Origin of the sequence: Labilibacter marinus, assembly GCF_001659685.2 — a bacterium.
Classification (GTDB): Bacteria; Bacteroidota; Bacteroidia; order Bacteroidales; family Marinilabiliaceae; genus Saccharicrinis; species Saccharicrinis marinus.
Window position 1 is genome coordinate 34,852 of sequence record NZ_LXYE02000019.1, and the last position, 19,949, is coordinate 54,800.

Below are 19,949 nucleotides of genomic sequence, written 5' to 3' on the forward strand. Positions count from 1 at the left end.
TTTTATTCACCGTCCATATGAACTTCCTTCGATTTACCTGGAAGAATTAGATTCAATATTACTCCAACTACTGAGGCTAAGCCAATTCCCGCCAACGAGAAGCTTCCAAAATCAATAGATGCTCCACCAATACCCACGGTTAAGATAACAGAAACAATAACCATGTTTCGAGTCTTATGGAAATCAGCTTTTGACTCAATAAGTGTTTTAACCCCTACACTGGCAATCATACCAAATAACAAAAGCATAATACCACCTAACACCTCAACAGGAATAGATTTTAAGAATCCACTTACTTTACCTACTAATGAGAAAATAATAGCTGTTATGGCCGAAATCCTTAACACTTTTGGGTCAGTCACCTTAGTTAACTCAATCGCTCCAGTTACTTCTGAATAAGTTGTATTAGGAACACTCCCCATTAACCCAGCAAGACCTGTTGCAATACCATCACCTAACATGGTTCTATCCAAACCTGGATCTTTCATAAAGTCCTTCTCGGCAACCGCACCAATGGCGTAAATATCTCCTACATGCTCAATTAAAGGAGCAATAGCTACAGGAATCATAAATAAAATCGCCTCCCAACTAAATGTCGGCGTCGTAAATTCAGGCAACGAAAACCAAGCCGCTTCTGAAATTAACGTAAAATCAACTTTACCCATCGTTATAGATAAAACATAACCCACAACGATACCTACAAATACAGGTATCAACTTAATGATGCCTTTAAAGTATACTACAGCAATAATTGCAGATAAAAGAGACACACCTGAGATAATCCAGTTAGATTTTGCCATACCAACACCTACCGATGCCAAAGACAAACCAATAACCATTATCACTGGTCCAACCACTACAGAAGGAAAAATCTTTTTAATAAAACCTACCCCTCTCCACTTTACTAACATGGAAACCAAGGAATAAACTACACCCACTGCCACTATACCCGATAATGCTCCAGACCAGCCAAACTTTTCGGTAGCTGCTGTAATAGGCGCAATAAAAGCAAAACTACTCCCTAAAAAAACAGGAACTTTACCTTTGGTGATTAAATGAAAAATTAAAGTTCCAACTCCAGCAGAAAATAGGGCAATTGAGGGATTAATGCCTACTAACAAGGGAACCAAAACGGTTGCTCCAAAAGCAACAAACAAGAACTGCACACCCAAAATTATTTGTTTGGGCTGCGATAAATGAGATTGTGATTGCATAAAATATATAAATTGGATTTTGTACGAAAGTATAAAAAATATAGGCCTTAAAAAACTCACTACTTGTAAATAACTTAAATTCACAGCATTAAAAAAGCCGGAAAGACACCCCTGACTTTCCGGCTTCCTCAAAGATTCTGTGTAATCTAAACCTATTAGAGTGATACTAATATAAAACATTTAAAATTCGAATTCAATGATAAATAGCATTATATACATGATTTATTACCATAGCTTTTAAATGGGAGTATTAAAAAATAAGGTTCATGTATGTATGAAGCAGCCTAACATACGAACTAATAACTATATTTAATTCATCTGAACTAGTTACTTATTTTTTTATATTTTTGACTGTACTAAAACATTATTACACATGCAAAAATCACTAACAAACCCGAATGCCTCATTTGGATCTATGCCGGTTTTTATGACTGCCATTTCAACCATATTGGGAGCAATACTTTTCCTGAGATTTGGATGGGCTGTAGGTAACGTTGGGTTTATAGGTGTAATTGCCATCATTATTATCGGTCATTTAGTTACTATTCCTACTGCTTTGGCTGTTGCCGAAATTGCCACCAACCAAAAAGTACAAGGTGGGGGCGCATATTTTATCATTTCCCGATCGTTTGGACTAAACATTGGAGGTGCCATCGGAATAGCCCTTTTTCTTTCTCAAGCTATAAGTGTAGCGTTTTACATCATCGCTTTTGGAGAAGCTTTTGATGCTGTAATTCCATATCTGCCATTTACAGCAGACCCTAAACAAATTAAGTTGGTTGTTACCATCATTGCAATGACTTTGCTGAGTATTATTGTTGTAATACGCGGAGCCAACATAGGCATGAAAGCGCTTTACGTTGTAGTTGGTATGTTAATGCTTTCTATTGTATTATTCTTCATGGGTTCGCCAACAGAAAATGCAACAGCCTTTGACCTAAGTGAAACTACCACAAATCCAATCAGTTTTTTTAGTGTATTTATTGTAATATTCCCCGCTTTTACTGGAATTGCAGCAGGACTAGGACTCTCTGGAGATTTAAAAGACCCTAAAAAGTCCATACCCAAAGGCACACTTTGGGCCACTCTAGTTGGAATGGTGGTATATGTTGCTATTGCATACAAGCTGACTGTATCTGCATCGGCCGATGATTTAGCACAGGATCAATTAATTATGCAAAAAATTGCCATTTGGGGACCAATCATCCCAATTGGTTTAGCTGCCGCAACCCTGTCGTCTGCAATTGGGTCTATTCTTGTAGCGCCTAGAACAATTCAAGCTATTGGCTTTGATGATGTTTTACCATATCCCAATCTTAACAAGTGGTTGGCCAAAGGAAAAGTTAAGGATAACGACCCTTTAAATGGAACTATAGTAACTATCGTTATAGCATATGTATTCGTCATCATTGGAGGGTACCAAGGAATCAACTTTGTTGCTCAAATCATATCCATGTTTTTTATGGTTACCTATGGAGCTATCTGTTTAATCAGCTTTTTAGAGCATTTTGCAGCAGATCCATCCTACCGACCAACATTTAAACACAACAAATGGTATTACTCCTTAACTGGAGCAATCCTATCCTTCTGGCTCATGTTTAAAATGGATACCACATATGCTACACTTTCGTTAAGCATCATGGGCGTAATCTATCTTATCATAAGCAAATACAGACCTGAAAGAAGAGGATTAGAAAAGCTTTTTAAAGGCGTTGTTTTTCAGTTAAGCAGACAGATTCAGATATTTGTGCAACAAGCCAATAAAGATGAGCAGGAATACAACTGGCGTCCTTTTGCCGTTTGTGTTAGCGAAGATTCTTTTGAACGTCAGTCTGCTTTTGATTTACTCGGATGGATTTCTCATAAATATGGGTTTGGAACTTACATTCATTATATACCTGGTTTATTAAATTATCAAACTAACTTAGAATCAAAAAAGACTTTAGATCGCTTAATTTCAAGAGCCAAGGGAAGCAACACCCGAGTTTACATCGATACTATTATCAGTCCGTCGTACACCTCAGCTATTGCTCAAGTGATACAACTATCGGGCATTTCAGGCAAAGGAAGTAATTTGATATTGTTTGAGTTCCCAAGCGACAATCCAAAATCATTACAAAATGCGCTAGACAATTACACCTTATTTAACTCGTGTAAGATGGATGTATGTTTCTTAAACACCTCTTTAAAAGGCTTTGGATACAAAAAAGAAATTCATGTTTGGATTGGTCGTCATGACTTTTACAATGCCAACCTAATGATTCTTTTAGCTTACATCACTCTTGGCCACCCTGACTGGAAAAAAGGATTTATAAAAATATATTCGTTAGCTCCATCCAAAGATTTTGATGAAGAAAGAAAGAAATGGTTGGATTTAATTAAGTCAGGAAGACTACCCATTGCATCTGGAAATGTACAAATGATACCTTTTAACGAAGGCGACAACAAAGAAAATATTATCAGAAAGCAAAGTCATGATGCCGACCTAACGATCATTGGCTTTTCATCTAAAGACATTAATAATGGAACAGAGCGTTTTACACAATATGACGGTATGGGTAATATCTTATTTGTAAATGCATACAGAAAAAAGGAAATAGAATAATTGATTAGAATTAAGCATGTAAAACGCAGCACAATCTAGGTTTTTAACGTTACGTATTAGGTAAGCTATTCAAAAATTTAGCCATCAATAATATTTCATAAAACTGGCATGGCTAGAGCAAATTATTAAACAAATGACTAAGAAGAACCAACCCGAAACAAAAGATACTGTTTCGAACGCAGAAGCATGGTTAAAAAGCAATGCTAATATTGTATTTTATTTTTTACTTGGAGTCTATACTCTATTTAGCTTTTTATACTTTAATGTAAAACCAAGTATTGCTGGCGACGATTCCTCCTACATCATTAGTGCAATAAACTTTTTGGACTCAGGAAGATTTCCTACTTACCAAGGACCTTTGTATCCAATACTATTATCTTTAATCATATCCATTACTGGGATGAATATTGTTGCTCTAAAACTAACATCCACCTTATTTATGATTGCTTTTGTAATCATATTTTACCGATCGTTTAAAGATAGGATATCATATATTAGCTTGTTTTACACTATTGCCTTACTAAGTATTAGTAATTATTTTCTGTTCTTTTCAAGCCAAACGTTTACCGAGGCATTATTCATCATGCTTCAGGCATCCTTATTCTTAATTCTATTTAAAAACATAAATGATAAAGATAAAAAGTGGAAACCTGCCAAACGGGAAATTATATATTTAGTTTCTACCACATTTCTTTGTACGCTCATGTTTTTAACAAGAACCATTGGGTTCGGAGCTCCTCTTGCCTTAGTTATTTTTTATCTTTTTCAAAAAAACTACCAACGAGCAACATATACAACCGTACTTTTCGCCATATTTTTAAGTCTATTTTTTGTCGTAAGAACAAACATTTGGGATGCCCCTGTAAAATCAGGAAAACAAACTTCCCAATTACTCAATAAAGACCCATACGACGCCAGCAAAGGACAAGAGAGTGCAGTAGGTTTTTTAGTACGTTTCAAGGATAACTCAAACCAATACCTCTCTAAGCATTTTATGCGTTTTATAGGAGTTAGGAGCATTAAGAAAAACACACAGAAACCAACGATTACACTAATTCTATATGCATTATTTATACTCGGTTTTATAATTCACTATAGAAAAAATAATTTTTTGCTCTTTACAGGAATCTACCTTGCTATCATGCTTGGGATAACTTTCTTTTCCTTACAAAAGCTTTGGGATCAATACAGATTAATCATTCCATTTATTCCATTAATTTTAATATTCTTATCGGAAAGTGTTTTAGCATATGGCGAAAAACACAAACTTAAATATGTAACTAAAGTATTTCCATTGATACTATTGTTATCATTGGCATTAGCAGCAGGCAAAGGCATAAAAACCATCGACCTCACAACGCTTTCTAAAAATATAAGAGGTGACAAATTAGCTGGATACACACCCGATTGGATAAGTTATTTAACCATGGCTGAGTATTGCCACAAAAATTTAAAGGAAGATGAACTGGTAGCCTGTCGCAAACCCAATATGGCACGAATCTACGGCAAGGGCAAAAAGTTTCATGGTATCTATCGAATTCCAGCTAACGAGCCGGATGCACTTATTGCTTATTTAAAAGAGCGTGAAGTAAGTCATATTATGCTTGCCAGCCTAAGAAAAAATCCATATGCCTATACAGGGCAAACCATTAATACCATACAGCGCTTTATGTCTGTTATTGTAAAAAAATATCCTAAATCATTTAAGCTAGTTAAAAAGTTTGGGGAGCATGAACCTACCTATCTTTTTAAAATTGACTACAACGTGCTTACGCAAGAAAACGAAAAATAATATGACTCCATATAGCAATTTAGAGATTAAGAATTACTGGGACGAATTTTCAGTTAAATGGACTAAATACAGAAAACGAAGATCGTACTATTGGAATTCTATTTCAAAATACTGCAACTATTTCATTCATCCGCAAAGCTCTATTCTAGAAGTTGGGTGTGGTAATGGTGATTTATTGGACTCTATAGAGGCCAGTGAGAAAACAGGTATTGACTTCTCTCCCAATATGATTAAAGAAGGAAAAAAACGTTTTCCGCATATTGATCTACAAGAGATGGCAGCTGAAGATATCTCTCTTGATAAAGAATACGATGTCATTATACTTTCTAATTTAATTGGGGTACTACCCGATATTGAGTCTGTATTCTTGCAGTTACAGAAGGTATCGCACGAAAAAACCAGAATTATTGTTACCTATTACAATAGGATGTGGGAACCGTTTATTCGATTTGGTGAGTTAATTGGTGTAAAACGTAAATCTCCTCAACAAAACTGGCTTTCAAGTTCCGACATACAAAACTTACTCTACCTGGCTGGTTTTGAATCATACAAAGAAAATAGAAGTATGTTTCTCCCTTACTTCATCCCTCTAGTTTCAACTTTTTTAAATCGTTTTTTAAGCCGCTTGCCTTTTCTAAACAAAATGGGGCTTAACCAATTTGTATTCGCTCGCCCTATTCCACAAACAATTCCCAAAGCAGAAATAGACCAAAAATACACCACTTCGGTAATAATACCTGCACGAAACGAAAGTGGAAATATTGAACAAGCCATACTTCGGTTACCCAAGTTTGGTAAAGACATTGAAATAATATACGTAGAAGGCAACTCTACTGACGATACATGGGAAACCATTCAGAGAATACAAAAGAAGTACAGCCAAACGCATAATATTAAAATTATGCAGCAGGATGGTAAGGGAAAAGGCGATGCTGTGCGCAAAGGATATGCTGCTGCCACAGGAGATATCCTGATGATATTAGATGCCGACCTCACTGTACCTCCCGAGGATTTACCTAAATTTTACGATGCTTTAGCTTCTGGAAAGGGTGAATTTATCAATGGCGTACGCTTGGTTTACCCGATGGAGAAAAATGCTATGCGTCCTTTAAACACAGTAGGTAATCATTTCTTCAGCAAATTCTTTAGCTACATCCTCGAACGACCTATTAAAGATACTTTATGCGGAACGAAAGTGATGTTTAAATCTGATTACGAAAAGCTAGCAGCTAACCGAAAATTCTTTGGCGAATTCGACCCTTTTGGTGACTTTGATTTATTATTTGGCGCGTATAAACTGAATTTAAAAATCATTGATCTTCCGATTAGATATAAGGAACGTAAATATGGCGATACCAACATCAGTCGTTTTAGGCATGGTGTTATTTTATTAAGGATGGCCACCTTTGCTACATTTAAAATTAAGTTTTGGTAATTGTCCTTTGCAGAGTTCAGGTATTTGTGCAACTTTACAGCCGCTAAAATTTTGGCTTACATATTGCATTCAATTAACTTTTAACAAGATAAAATGAGGCGCATCGCAATATTTCCAGGGTCATTTGATCCCTTTACAATAGGACACGAAAATATAGTACTTAGAGCTGTTGATCTCTTTGATGAGATTATTATAGGCATTGGTTACAACGCACAAAAACAAGATTTTTATCCAGTGGATAAACGTATCGAGTGGGTAGACTATTTATTTAATGATGAACCTAAAGTAAGCGTAGCTAAATATCAGGGACTAACCGTTGATTTTGCTAAAGAATTAAATGCTGGCTATATTTTAAGAGGAATTAGAACGGCAGCAGATTTTGAGTACGAAAGAGCCATTGCACAGGTTAATAAAGCAATGACAACCATTGAATCTGTATTTTTACTTACTACACCCGAACACACTCCTGTTAACTCATCAATTGTTAGAGATATTATTAGGCACAATGGCGATGCAAGTCAATTTATTCCTGAAAAAATCAGGTTAAAAATGGGAGAATATAAAAGATAATATATGCGTGTGAGGTGGATTTTAATATTTCTTGCAATTTCAACATTGTCGTTTGCACAAGCTAAAGAGGTTAAACTTTTTGGCAATGCAACCGAATATGCAGGAATCAACCTTACCGTTGAATATCAGAACAACTACATCACTCGATCTTTCAGAGACTTAAAATCCTTTCTCGTCGATAAAAAGGGGAATTTTAGCGCTTCATTTAAATTAGAAGAGATTACCAGAATATATATTAACCTGGGTGAAATTAGAGGACATTTATTGGTTGAGCCAGGTAAAACATACGAATTAGTTCTTCCCCCCTACACACCGCTCAAGCAAGCAGATAGACTTAATCCTTTCTTCAGGCCCGAACCTGTTGTTATTGGCATTAAAAACGATACAGGTAGCAATCTAAATCGGGTGACTTCCGATTTTGAAGAAAAATACAACTACTTATTCAGTAAAAATATTCGCCGAATTGTTTTAACGGGCAATAAAAAACAATGCTTTAAGATTATTGAAGATGTAGATATGGCATTTCCCGCTGACAGCGGGACTTGGTTCTATTATTATAAGTTTTTTAAGTATCAGAATTTATACGACTACATATATTCTAATAAACCTAGGGTGGCTATTGCTAATAGCTTTGCTAAAATCCCAGTACAATACCATTTAGATACTTACTGGACTTCATTCAATCGTCAATTTAGCAATTTCTTCCACTACTACTTTAGCTCTAAACAAGGCGAGAGCTTTAAAAAGATATGGAATACTTCACATTCGTTCAATGCTATTTGTGCTGAACTCTCCAAGGATACTTTGTTTAAAAACAGAGAACTCTCGGAGTTAATTGTACTACGAGGTTTGTATAGTGGTTATTTCTCCGATTTATATCCCAAGGCAAGAATCATAAGCATAGTCGAAAGCTCCCAAGATAGTTGTGTAAACACTGAGAATAATCAAATAGCTTCGGCCATATTAACGCGTATTACAAAACTTAACGTTGGATCACAGGCGCCTGACTTTAATGTTAATGCCCTTTTTAATGGCAAACCAAGAGAACTTAAAGATTACAAAGGCAAATTTGTTTATTTAAATTTTGCCAACACCAAGAATTATGCTTGTAAAAAAGATTTTCAGGTACTAGAGCAAATGCACGAGAAGTACAAAAAGGACATGTACATCATCACCATTTTAACAGATGAAGACCCAGATGAAGCTGCCGAGTATATAAAAAGTAATAAATTCAGTTGGCGCTTCTTACATTTTGGACAAAATGCCAAAGTTTTATTCGATTATAACATACAGGCTTTCCCTACATATTACTTAATAGACCCAGAAGGTAATCTTGTTTTATCACCTGCTCCTGCTCCGGAAGAAAATTTTGCTCCAGCTTTTTCTGAGATATATAAAAATCATAGAAACAAGAAGCTTAGAAAAGACAAGCCCAAAAGCAGAAGCATTTACGATATTTAATCGTGCCCAATGCTATTTTAGGCTGTATATTACATTTAATTAATCATAAAACAGTCTTTTTTGATTAAACAGCTATTTTTATAGATAAACAAACACTTGCCTTACTTATACCCCCTGCTATCATGATAAAAAATGGCTATGTTTGTACAACACAAAACTAAGCTATAACTGCCTTACAGTCTTACCACAGCAGTATTTTCAAATCGATTACAAAAAGTAAACGATATATTGATAATAAAACCTTTTATTCTGTACGCCAGTATATAGTCGTTGTTCAACACATCAATTCATATGGAAAATAATTTCAATAAAACAAATAACTATTGGGGGATAATAGTATTCTTTTTGTGCTTACACCTTAATATCAATGCACAACAGCCAACCGCTGAAATCATCAGCGAAGATGTTGCTTTCTGCGAATCTGGAGATGCTGTGATAAAAATTAAATTTACAGGTACCGCACCTTTTGCATTTGATTACATATACGATGGTTCTACTTATTTCGAAGATGGTGGTGGTAATATAAATGATGACAACTTTGAGTTTACCATAAATATATCCTCTTCTAGCACCATTGAATTGGCAAAAGTATATGACGCTATATATCCTCCAACAGGAAATGGATCTTCTCAAATCTCTGGTGACATGAATGTACAAATTGATCAGTTACCAATCATTTCTGCTGGTGACAACATAAATAAATGTGGTTATGAGGTCGATTTAAACGGAACCATATCAGGAACTACTAATATTATAATGTGGTCTGACGCTAGCTCTGGAGGAAGCTTTAGTGACTTTAACTCACCCACTTCTCAATATCAGAACACTATACCAGATACTTACACTTTGACCTTAACTGCAGAAAATGGCTCATGTAAAGTTACTGACGAAGTTGAGGTAACCCTAAAAGGAAGACCAACAGGTTCATTCGCCAATATAAATGTTGAAAAATTTTGTTCGACCGATGGAAATAAAGACATAAGTATTGATTTGAACTTTGCTGGAGTTGCGCCTTTCACTTACAAACTTAAAAATGCAGATGGTTCTTTAACGTATGGAGACTTTACTTCTACAGGATTAAGTGATAATCCTACTATCAATGTAACAAAATCAGAAACTATTTCATTCTTATCCATTCAGGATGCACAAAACTGCATGTCCGAAACTGAGGATATGACAGGCAACAAACCTATTACGGATGTAAAGCCTGATACTCAAGCAGGCGAAGGAAATGATAAATTCTGCGGCAATGAATATATACTAAATGCTGTACCAAGTGAAGGAACAACTGGGCTATGGTCATCCTCTCATCCAAATATTTCCTTTGGCGATGCTACAAGTGCTAACACAACAGCCATTATGGAATTTATGGCTAACGAAGACCTTAAACAAGCCACACTAAAATGGACTGAGACTTCAACAGACGAATTTAGCTGCGCAAATTTCGGTGAAATTACTGTAAATTACATCCTCAAACCTACGGTTGAAATTGAATCGCTTAGTAAAGACAGGATTTGTGAAAAAGAAGATCAAACCGCTATAAACCTCATATTAAATAAGGACTTTCCTCTGACCATTAGTTATAACACTGGAGGTTCAACCATCACAGAAGCGCTTACAACTCCAATATTAATAATAAAAGGCGAAGATTTAAATGCAGGAGATAATACAATTAGTATTACTGAAATCTCCGACAGCTATAATTGTTCAGATAATCTGAGTATCTCAGAAGAAGTATATGTAGACATCATGCCCTTTGCTAACGCAGGTAGTGATATAGATTCTTGTGATGTTATTGTTCAACTAAATGCAATTCCAGATTATGATGATGGTGAATGGAAGTTAGCTGACGGTACTTTTACAAACAGATTAGATCCTCAGTCAGAATTTAGAGCTAACGCAACAGGAGTTCAAGAATTGTATTGGAAAGAAATAAACGGAACATGTAATGATGTAGACACTGTTAAGGTCAACTTCTCCGGAGCGCCATCCCCAGTAAAAGAAACTACGGATAGCATTACTATATATGCAACCACCTCATTACAATTAAATGCAGACTCGTTAATTAAAGGTAATGGATTATGGAGTGCTAATGATGAATCTGGCGTTACATTTAGTAACGACACACTCCATAACTCTTATGCTCACAACCTTGAAGCCAATAAAACTTATAATCTAACGTGGAAAGCTACATTAGAATCGGCACCACAGGATAAATGTAGACACAAATACTATTACGTAAATGTAACTTCAAAACCTCTATTCTCCCCTACAGGAATATCTCCTAACGGCGATGGAATAAACGAAGTTCTTAAAATTAAAGGAGTAGAACATATCTCAAATAATAAGCTATCCGTTTTTGACCAGAAAGGGAAGTTAGTTTACAAAAAGGAAGGCTATGAAAATGATTGGGGAGGAAAAGATAGTGGAGGTAGCGATCTTCCTGCAGGAACCTATTATTACGTTTTTGACGGAGATGAGTTAAGCACCCCAATTAGAGATTATCTAATTATTAAAAGGAAATAAGAAATCACACACAATACAGCATGAAGCAATTCACTATTATCATAGCTTTTCTTACCCTAATTACAGGATCTGTACTTGGTCAACGAGAGCTTAATATGAGCCAATACATGTATAACAGGTACAGCATTAACCCAGCTTTCGGAGGTTCGCACGAATCTCTATCGGCATATGCTTCGTACCGCAAAAAATGGTTAGGCTTTGAAGATTCTCCAACAGGAGCTTTTTTTACGATACATTCACCATTAAAAAAAGAAAATGTAGCACTCGGAGCACAGTTTTTTAGTGACAAATTCGGAGTTTCTCAAAATACAGGTTTTAATCTTTCCTACACCTATCGCTTGCAATTAGATAATCAGTCTACTTTAGCATTTGGGATCTCTGGAGGTATAGTAAACCACAAGTCAGACTGGACTCAAGTAAGACTTTCAGATAGTGAATATGATGAGACATTTGCTAGTGTAGAGCAAACCATGTCACCCTTGGTTGGCTTTGGAGTTTCCATATACAATAAAAAGTATTTTGGAGGCTTCTCAATTCCATCTTTACTATACTATGATAGATATGAAACTGCAGAAAGTAGTCTAGACTTTGCTAAGATTGATTATCTATTTACAGGAGGTTTTATTCACAAAGTATCCAACAGTTTTGCTATTCAACCATCTGCACTTATTAGAGTAAACCTTGACGACAAATCGTTTGCAGAGCTTAGTGCAACTGGTATTTTAATGAATTCTTTAATGGTAGGAACCTCGTATAGAACAACTAACGAAATCATTGGAATTATTGGATACCAAATTACGCCACAATTTAGGTTTACCTATAGTTTAGATTACGATATTGATCCGATTGGTTCGTACAATAACGGTACGCATGAAGTTGCTCTTCAATTTGATTTCGGATACAAAATTGATTCTCCTGATCCTAAATTTTTTTAAGATATGATTCAACACAAACTTAAATATATACTAACCTCACTGCTTTTTGCAATTTTCATATTTTCATCTTATGCTCAAAGTATTGAAGTAAAAAAGGTAGAGACCAACAGTGCATCTAAAGATGATATTGCTCCATTTGTTATGGATTCCGTATTATACTTTTCCTCTAACCGTAAACATGAACTTTTAAAATCATATCTAAATAAAGATAACGAATGGGTATATCGCCTTTATAGTGCACCATTATTAGCAAACGATGGTATCGGTTCAGAGAATATGTTATCTAAATCTACATTAAGCAAACTAAATACTGCATCTATTAACAGCACAACAGACGACTCTAAAATAGTAATAACGCAAAACCAGTATTCTACAGTAAGAAAGAGTAAGGGTAGAGAAAACCTATTGGGCATATTTATTATTGAGAACAAAAAAGGCAAGTGGGGCAGACCATCTTCTTTTAAGCATAACTCACGAAGAGACTTTTCTAACGCACACCCTACCATTACACCCGATGGCAATACTATTTATTTTGTATCGGATATGCCCGATGGCTTTGGAAAAGCTGATTTATATGAATCGAGCTTTATAAATGGAGAATGGACAACTCCTGTTAACCTAGGTAAAGCTATAAATACAGAAGGTAGTGAAGTATTTCCTTTTTATCATCCATCTGGCAAATTGTACTTCTCCTCAGAAGGACATAATAGCACAGGAAAACTAGACATTTTCTATACTTCCAAAAACGATGGTAAATGGAGTGCCCCTGTAAAACTAGAACATCCTATCAACAGCGAAAGTAACGACTTTTCTTGTTTTATTAACAGCACTCAAACGGCTGGTTATTTTGCTTCCGACAGAAGTGGGAATGCAGATATTTATAGATATTCTAGCCCTTATCCTTCCTTCCCTGATGCTAAGCCGCAAGTGGACGATGGCTTTTGTTTTACATTGTTTGAAAACGGACCGTTTGTATCTGACACATTACCGTACAAATATCGATGGTATTTTGGAGATGGCAAGTCCGCCACAGGACTTGAAGTTGATCACTGTTTTCCTGGACCAGGAGAGTATAACATAGAATTAAACGTTGTAGATACATTAATTAATGAAGATTTATATACGGTAGCCAGCTACAATATAAACCTAGAACTCACTCAGCAAGTATACATTTCGGCGCTGGATACTATTAAAGTTGGTCAATCATTAAAACTTTCTACCGAAAATTCCGTATTAAAAGACTTTGTTCCTAAACAGTATTACTGGGATTTAGGTGATGGTAACAAAGGCAAAGGGTCTAGTTTAACGCACACATACAGAAATCCAGGTATTTACACTGTAACATGTGGAGCCATATCAGAAACTAAAGCCACAGAAAAGCTTAGTTCAACACGACAAATTGTAGTAATTGAATAACACACGACACATGCATAAAATTTCAATACTTATATTATTTTTTGCGTTTTCATTAAAATCTATAGCTCAACCAGTACCTGCTGTAGACGAAAACATTCCTCACTTAGTAACTTTTGGTAACCATGGGGAATCGGCATGGGGAGATAATGATTATACTCAAGTAATTTTCTATTCCGTTCCTAAAGATCATACCGAACCTATTTTCATTCGAGTTTATGATCCTGATACTGGCGGTGAAGTAGATGAACAAAAAGGGGAATGGGATACCAGAATGCGATACAGTATATATGGAGGTAAAGGTGCAGCATCTAACGAGGATGCCAAAAGAATAAATAAAAAAGGAAATTTTAAAAGCGGCACATTGCTAGGTACAAAAACCTTTGCTGCCAATCCAAGATACGACAAAAACTGGTATACATTTGGTCCGATTAACCCAACCGAGGGAGAATTCTTACCCGATGAATACGGTGGTTACGTTTTTAAAATAGTTATTGAAGGTATAGGAGGAGATGATGGTAATCTATATAATTTATTTTTAAGCTCTAGTGCAACAGAAAACCAAGCTGTAGAAGGTGCATTTGCATTTTATTATAAGTACAAATTCCGTCTTCATGATAATGTTAACGAAGTATCACATATTTACCCATTTATCGATGACAAAGTGCAGTCTATTAAGCAGACTAATTTTGACTGGGATAATGATGGTATCATTAGAATTATTTCTGTTGCCAAAAATGGTGATTTCTTAAAAATATCGGGAGATGATGCTTGGGGTAATAGTCAGCATGTTGTACATCCTACTGAAAAGAATACTTCATACGATATTCAAATTATTAAAAGTAAAAGTGCCAAAATAAAGAGCAACAATGTAGTTATATATCTTGAAAACCAATATGGTGAGTTGATTGAATTCTACAGTGTTCCTATTGGTGGAATTCCAAAATACAGATATAGCATTGGCATGAAACCAACCATTAAAAGAAACTAGTGATATGATACAATTCAAAAAATTACTATTTCTTTTTATTGCAAGCTTGGCTCTAATTGCTCCATGCTCAATTCAAGCTCAATCCTTTGATTTTAAAAGCTTTGATTCTGATATGGGTTTGCCTCAAAACTTTGTTTATTGTTTGACGCAAGATCACAATGGATACTTATGGATTGGCACAGGAGAAGGATTGGTAAGGTATGATGGAATTAATTTTATTACGTATACACAAAATGATTCCTTAGCCGACGATTTTGCACATTCCTTATTTGTGGATAGAGATGGTATTTTATGGGTTGGTCATAACAATGGTACTTTATCATACTATAAGGATGGTTTTCACAAAGTTATTCCTGAAGAGAAAGCAACCAGTCCAATAAAAGATATCTGCCAAGACAATCTAGGTAATATTTGGGCTACAGTACAGAATAATGGCCTAATAAAAATCAGTCCTGATAAAAAAATAACTACCTTTTTTCAAAGAGACTTATTTGCTGACAAACTATTTTATAGCGTAGAGTCCGTTGATGCTTTTAACCTTTTATTAGGATCATCTGAAGGTTTGTTGCATTTAAAATTAGATCAGAATGCAGAAGCCGAGTCTCTCAATCCTATTTCCAAAATTCCTCCTACCAATATAAATACCATCGTTAAACGAAGGGCTCTAGAAGGTGAGTATTGGATTGCTACAGAAGATGAAGGTTTTTACCTATTTCAATTCGACAATAAGGATGCTAAACACATAGCTAGCAATAAATTATGCGTTCAATTTAATATAGAATACGAAAATATTCTAGATATATATGAAGAACGAAATGGTAACCTATTATTAGCTACATGGGGTAAAGGTGTTATCAAGTTATTTTTAGATGAAACCACACAGACATTCTCGGAGTCATTCAACTTCTCCACAGAAAATGGTTTAAACCACAACTTTATCAAAGCTATTTTAGGTGATCGAGAAGATAACTATTGGTTTGCGACTTATGGTGGCGGTGTATCTGTTTTATTAAGTGACTATTTTATCCATTACGATCTTGAAAACATTGGCTTTAAACAAAGTAAAGCTAAGTCTGTAATAGCTAACCATACAAATCTCTGGATTGGATTAGATAATGGAATTCTGCATACTGATCCATTTTGCTTTACCGACCATGAGTACTATGATAGTGCTTTAGGAATACCCAATGATGAAATATCAGGCTTCGGTTATGATAATGACAGTACACTATGGGTAGCATCCCGCTCAAACGGTTTATACTATAGAAATAAAAACAAACTAGTATTTAAGAAATACAGTTACCGATCGGGGATTAGTGACCCAATTATTAACGACATGGCTATTCTTAACAGGAAAATATTTTTAGCCACCAACGATGGTTTCTACGAAGTTGATTTAGCTGCCAACGAAACCAGCCTATTTACTACAAATGAAAAACTTCCTCACAACAACATTAATTTTGTTTATATCGATAAGGAGGACAGAGTTTGGATTGGTCCTAAATCAAGTGGTATCTGTTGGATAGATAGCACAAACATAGAAGTGCATCGACTATCTCACTCTCCTCTTGATGTATCAGGAATGACAACCGATAAAGAAGGTAACTTTTGGTTATCTACCCAAGGTAAGGGAGTGTTAAAATACAATCAGGATACATTGATCGCAATTGATATAACTGATGGGTTAACTAAAAATTATTGCTACGATATTGTATGCGATAAAAACGATCGATTATGGGTTTGTCATCAGCCAGGCGTAAGTACCATTGATATTAAAACAGGTGATATCAGAAAGTTTGGTTTTAAAGATAAAATGGGAGGCGACTTCTATAACCTTTGGGAAGATGAAGAAGAAAATATTTGGTTTGCCTCAAGTCACGGGGTTATTAAATATTATCCGGATAGAGATAGGAAAAACACTGTAGCTCCAAAAATAAATTTCAATTACATTGAGATATCAGGAAAACCATATCCACTGAACACTCCAATAAAACTACCATATCCTTACAATAAGGCATATTCTAAATTTAAATTTGACTTTACAGGCATTAGCTTTAAATCTCCGTTAGACGTAACATATCAATACCGCCTATTACAAGAAGGTGATGATAAGAAAAAAGATTGGATAGATCTTGGAACGGTTAATTTTAGAGAATATGAGTTTTTACCTGATGGTAAATACGATTTACAGATAAGAGCCTTCAATGCCGATGGAATACCTAGTACTACTCCATTATCAGTGAAAATTGAAATTGCTTCTCCTATATGGAAAAAGCTATGGTTTTATATGGTGTTACTAGCGCTTGTTGGTTTTATATTCTACTGGACAATAAAATTTAGAGAGCGTCAACTACGCTTAAAAGCTGAAGCACTTCAAAAGGAAGTTGATTCACAAACAGTTGTTCTTCGCGAGCAAAAGGAAGAAATTGAAAAGAAAAACATAGATATTACCGCTAGTATTAACTATGCTAAACGTATACAAAGATCCATATTGCCTCCAGTGAATGAATTAAAAGATTCATTTCCTGAATCGTTTATATTCTTTGCACCAAGAGATATTGTAAGTGGTGACTTTTATTGGTTTAACAGAACCAAAGAAAAATTTGTATTATGTTGTGCTGACTGTACTGGACATGGCGTTCCCGGAGCATTTATGTCCATGATTGGTACAACTTTGTTAAATGACATTTCTAATCAGGAAAAATCTCAGTCACCAGCTGACATTCTTGAGAAACTAGATTCTAACATAAGAGTGTTATTACAAAATGACAATGTTGAGCAAGCCAAAGATGGTATGGATATTTCTGTTATTGAAATAAACTTGAATAATGGAAAGGTCAGAATTGCTTCTGCCAAACGTCCTGTATTCATGTACATCAATAATGAGCTTTCTGTATATAACGGAACGCGTAGAAGTATTGGAGATGATGACTTAGCTATTCATTCTAAATTTCTTAACTACGAATACGATTGTAAAAAAGGCGACACTATTTATTTATTTTCTGATGGGTATACAGATCAGTTCGGTGGACCTAGAGGTAAAAAAATAATGAAGGTAGGTGTTAAAAACCTATTGGAAGAGATTCATGAAAAACCAATGGATAAACAGGGCGAGCTAGTAAGAGATTATTTTAAGAACTGGAAAGGGGATTTAGAACAAATCGATGATGTTTTATTTATGGGGATTCAATTATAAACAAACGTAATATCATAAAAATGCAAAGGGTGGTTTTTAATAATTCCACCCTTTTCTCGTATAATAAGGTGCATATACGTACCTTTAATGTATATCTACACTAATAAGCTATACAATGGAAGGCTTCATAAAACTAGACAAAACAAACATTAAAGACGAACATATATCTTGTGCATTTTCAGATAAAAAATGTAAAGAGAGTTACGAGCTAAAAAAGGCTTGGCTATCGGAACAATTTGAGTTTGGTTATACATTTAGAAAGTTAGATGAAAGAGCAAAGGTTTTTATTGAATATGGCCCTAGCGAACATGCATGGGTTCCAATTAAAGCAAACAATTATCTGGTAATTAATTGCTTTTGGGTTTCAGGGAAGTATAAAAAGAATGGATATGGCAAAGAACTATTAAGTCTGGCTTTACAAGATGCAGAAGCTCAAGGGAAAGATGGTCTAATAACCGTTGTTGGCACAAAGAAGTTTCATTTTATGAGTGATACAAAATGGCTTATAAAACAAGGATTTGAAATAATTGAAGAGCTGCCTACAGGCTTTAGTCTATTGGTGAAGAAAATAAAAAACAACGAAAACACCCCTTGCTTTAATAACAGTGTTAAATCAATTACTACGGTTAATAAAGAGGGAATAGTTGTGTATTATAGTAATCGCTGTCCATTTTCAGAATATCATGTACATAACTCCTTAAAAGAAACTGCAAACAAGCGTAACATACCTTTAGAGGTAGTTAAGCTCGAGACTATAGAAGAAGCACAAAATGCTCCAACTCCAGCAACAATTTTTAGTTTGTTTTACGAAGGTGAGTTTATTACAACCGATATTAGTATTTGCATGGACAGTCGCTTTGACAAGCTTCTAGCAAAGTCCTTAGAAAAATAATGCTTAACGCACAAATATCTCGATATAGAACGCAGCCATTGGCAAAGCAAAAATAACGGCATCAAAACGATCTAGAAAGCCACCATGACCAGGAAGAATAGAACCTGAATCCTTCACTCCTATGCTCCTTTTAAACATCGATTCTAATAGATCACCTAACACTGCCATTATTGAGGTTATACCTCCAAAAATAAGCCACTGAGACACATTAAGATCTGTCCAATATATAGATAAAACATAAGCCGTAATAAGCGTAAATATGAAACCTCCAATGGTTCCTTCCCAAGTTTTTTTAGGTGAGATGCGTTCAAAAAACTTATGGCGACCTATAGTTACACCAGATACGTACGCACCAGTATCATTAATCCACACCAAAATAAAAACAGCTAGAGGTAGTTTAAAACTATAAACACCATCATGAAAACCTAATGAGTGTAAAAATGCAAATGGAGCACCTACATACAATGCACTAAGCAAACTAGTGCCTAAACTCTCAAATGGCTTACCTGTTGTTTTAAATAATTCTAAAGCAAATACTAATGAAATTAGTGGTACTATTAAAAAGAATATGGAAAGTTCGGAAATACCAGATTTTACCAGAAAGCTAGCTAGGTAAATAAATACGCCTACACTTAACATGGTTAGAAAATTATTCTTGATATTGGCGTTTGTTAGTAAACCCTGCAACTCATATATACTAGCTACAACAACTAAAAAAAACACAAGAAAAAAGGAGAAGGCATGATAATAGATTCCTCCAGCTACAATAAAAACAAATAATATCCCAGTTAAAACTCGCTGCCAAAAATTGTTCATTCGTAATATATTTATACCCTACAAAAATAAGCAGTTAAACTAATTTACATTCATTTTATCGAATAAAATCAATAATTATTTAGCCTATTGTTTCAACAGTAAA

13 protein-coding genes are annotated in these 19,949 nt (G+C 35.0%); 11 read left to right on the forward strand and 2 right to left on the reverse strand.

The genetic code is table 11. From position 1 onward, the window contains the following. Positions 1-2: 2 nt before the first annotated feature. Positions 3-1,214 carry a uracil-xanthine permease family protein gene (locus A8L32_RS08210; protein WP_075590309.1) on the reverse strand — a complete coding sequence of 404 codons (1,212 nt, stop codon included), beginning with the start codon at positions 1,212-1,214 and terminating at the stop codon, positions 3-5. Between the two features lie 373 nt (positions 1,215-1,587). Here A8L32_RS08210 and A8L32_RS08215 point away from each other — a divergent pair, with 373 nt between their 5' ends. From A8L32_RS08215 to A8L32_RS08265, 11 genes are all read left to right on the forward strand, one after another. Further along, entirely contained in the window at positions 1,588-3,819 is a 2,232-nt protein-coding gene (locus A8L32_RS08215) for an APC family permease (RefSeq protein ID WP_075590310.1), read from the forward strand. Between the two features lie 133 nt (positions 3,820-3,952). Beyond that, positions 3,953-5,611, forward strand: a complete 1,659-nt coding sequence (locus tag A8L32_RS08220) for a glycosyltransferase family 39 protein (protein ID WP_075590311.1) — start codon at positions 3,953-3,955, stop codon at positions 5,609-5,611. Between the two features lies 1 nt (position 5,612). Further along, positions 5,613-7,046 (forward strand): glycosyltransferase, encoded by a 1,434-nt coding sequence (locus tag A8L32_RS08225; protein ID WP_075590312.1) that lies wholly within the window; start codon positions 5,613-5,615, stop codon positions 7,044-7,046. Between the two features lie 93 nt (positions 7,047-7,139). Continuing rightward, the gene (gene coaD, locus A8L32_RS08230) at positions 7,140-7,616 is read left to right on the forward strand and encodes a pantetheine-phosphate adenylyltransferase (protein ID WP_075590313.1); all 477 of its coding nucleotides are present in this window, start codon (positions 7,140-7,142) and stop codon (positions 7,614-7,616) included. Positions 7,617-7,625: 9 nt separating this feature from the next. Next, positions 7,626-9,077 (forward strand): TlpA family protein disulfide reductase, encoded by a 1,452-nt coding sequence (locus A8L32_RS08235; RefSeq protein WP_158027213.1) that lies wholly within the window; start codon positions 7,626-7,628, stop codon positions 9,075-9,077. A gap of 291 nt (positions 9,078-9,368) precedes the next feature. Beyond that, positions 9,369-11,603: a gliding motility-associated C-terminal domain-containing protein gene (locus A8L32_RS08240; protein WP_075590315.1), complete on the forward strand. Its 2,235-nt coding sequence runs from the start codon at positions 9,369-9,371 to the stop codon at positions 11,601-11,603. A 20-nt stretch (positions 11,604-11,623) separates the two neighbouring features. Continuing rightward, positions 11,624-12,538 carry a PorP/SprF family type IX secretion system membrane protein gene (locus tag A8L32_RS08245; protein ID WP_075590316.1) on the forward strand — a complete coding sequence of 305 codons (915 nt, stop codon included), beginning with the start codon at positions 11,624-11,626 and terminating at the stop codon, positions 12,536-12,538. Positions 12,539-12,541: 3 nt separating this feature from the next. Continuing rightward, entirely contained in the window at positions 12,542-13,954 is a 1,413-nt protein-coding gene (locus A8L32_RS08250) for a PKD domain-containing protein (protein WP_075590317.1), read from the forward strand. A gap of 10 nt (positions 13,955-13,964) precedes the next feature. Next, on the forward strand, positions 13,965-14,942 hold the full coding sequence (locus tag A8L32_RS08255; protein ID WP_075590318.1) for a hypothetical protein: 978 nt from the start codon (positions 13,965-13,967) through the stop codon (positions 14,940-14,942). A gap of 4 nt (positions 14,943-14,946) precedes the next feature. Continuing rightward, positions 14,947-18,138, forward strand: coding sequence for a two-component regulator propeller domain-containing protein (locus tag A8L32_RS08260; RefSeq protein ID WP_143525038.1), 3,192 nt, complete (start codon positions 14,947-14,949; stop codon positions 18,136-18,138). Positions 18,139-18,253: 115 nt separating this feature from the next. After that, the gene (locus A8L32_RS08265) at positions 18,254-19,030 is read left to right on the forward strand and encodes a GNAT family N-acetyltransferase (protein WP_075590319.1); all 777 of its coding nucleotides are present in this window, start codon (positions 18,254-18,256) and stop codon (positions 19,028-19,030) included. A 3-nt stretch (positions 19,031-19,033) separates the two neighbouring features. Here the strand turns inward: A8L32_RS08265 and A8L32_RS08270 are convergent, their stop codons facing one another. Beyond that, on the reverse strand, positions 19,034-19,846 hold the full coding sequence (locus A8L32_RS08270; protein WP_075590320.1) for a phosphatidate cytidylyltransferase: 813 nt from the start codon (positions 19,844-19,846) through the stop codon (positions 19,034-19,036). Positions 19,847-19,949 lie beyond the last annotated feature (103 nt).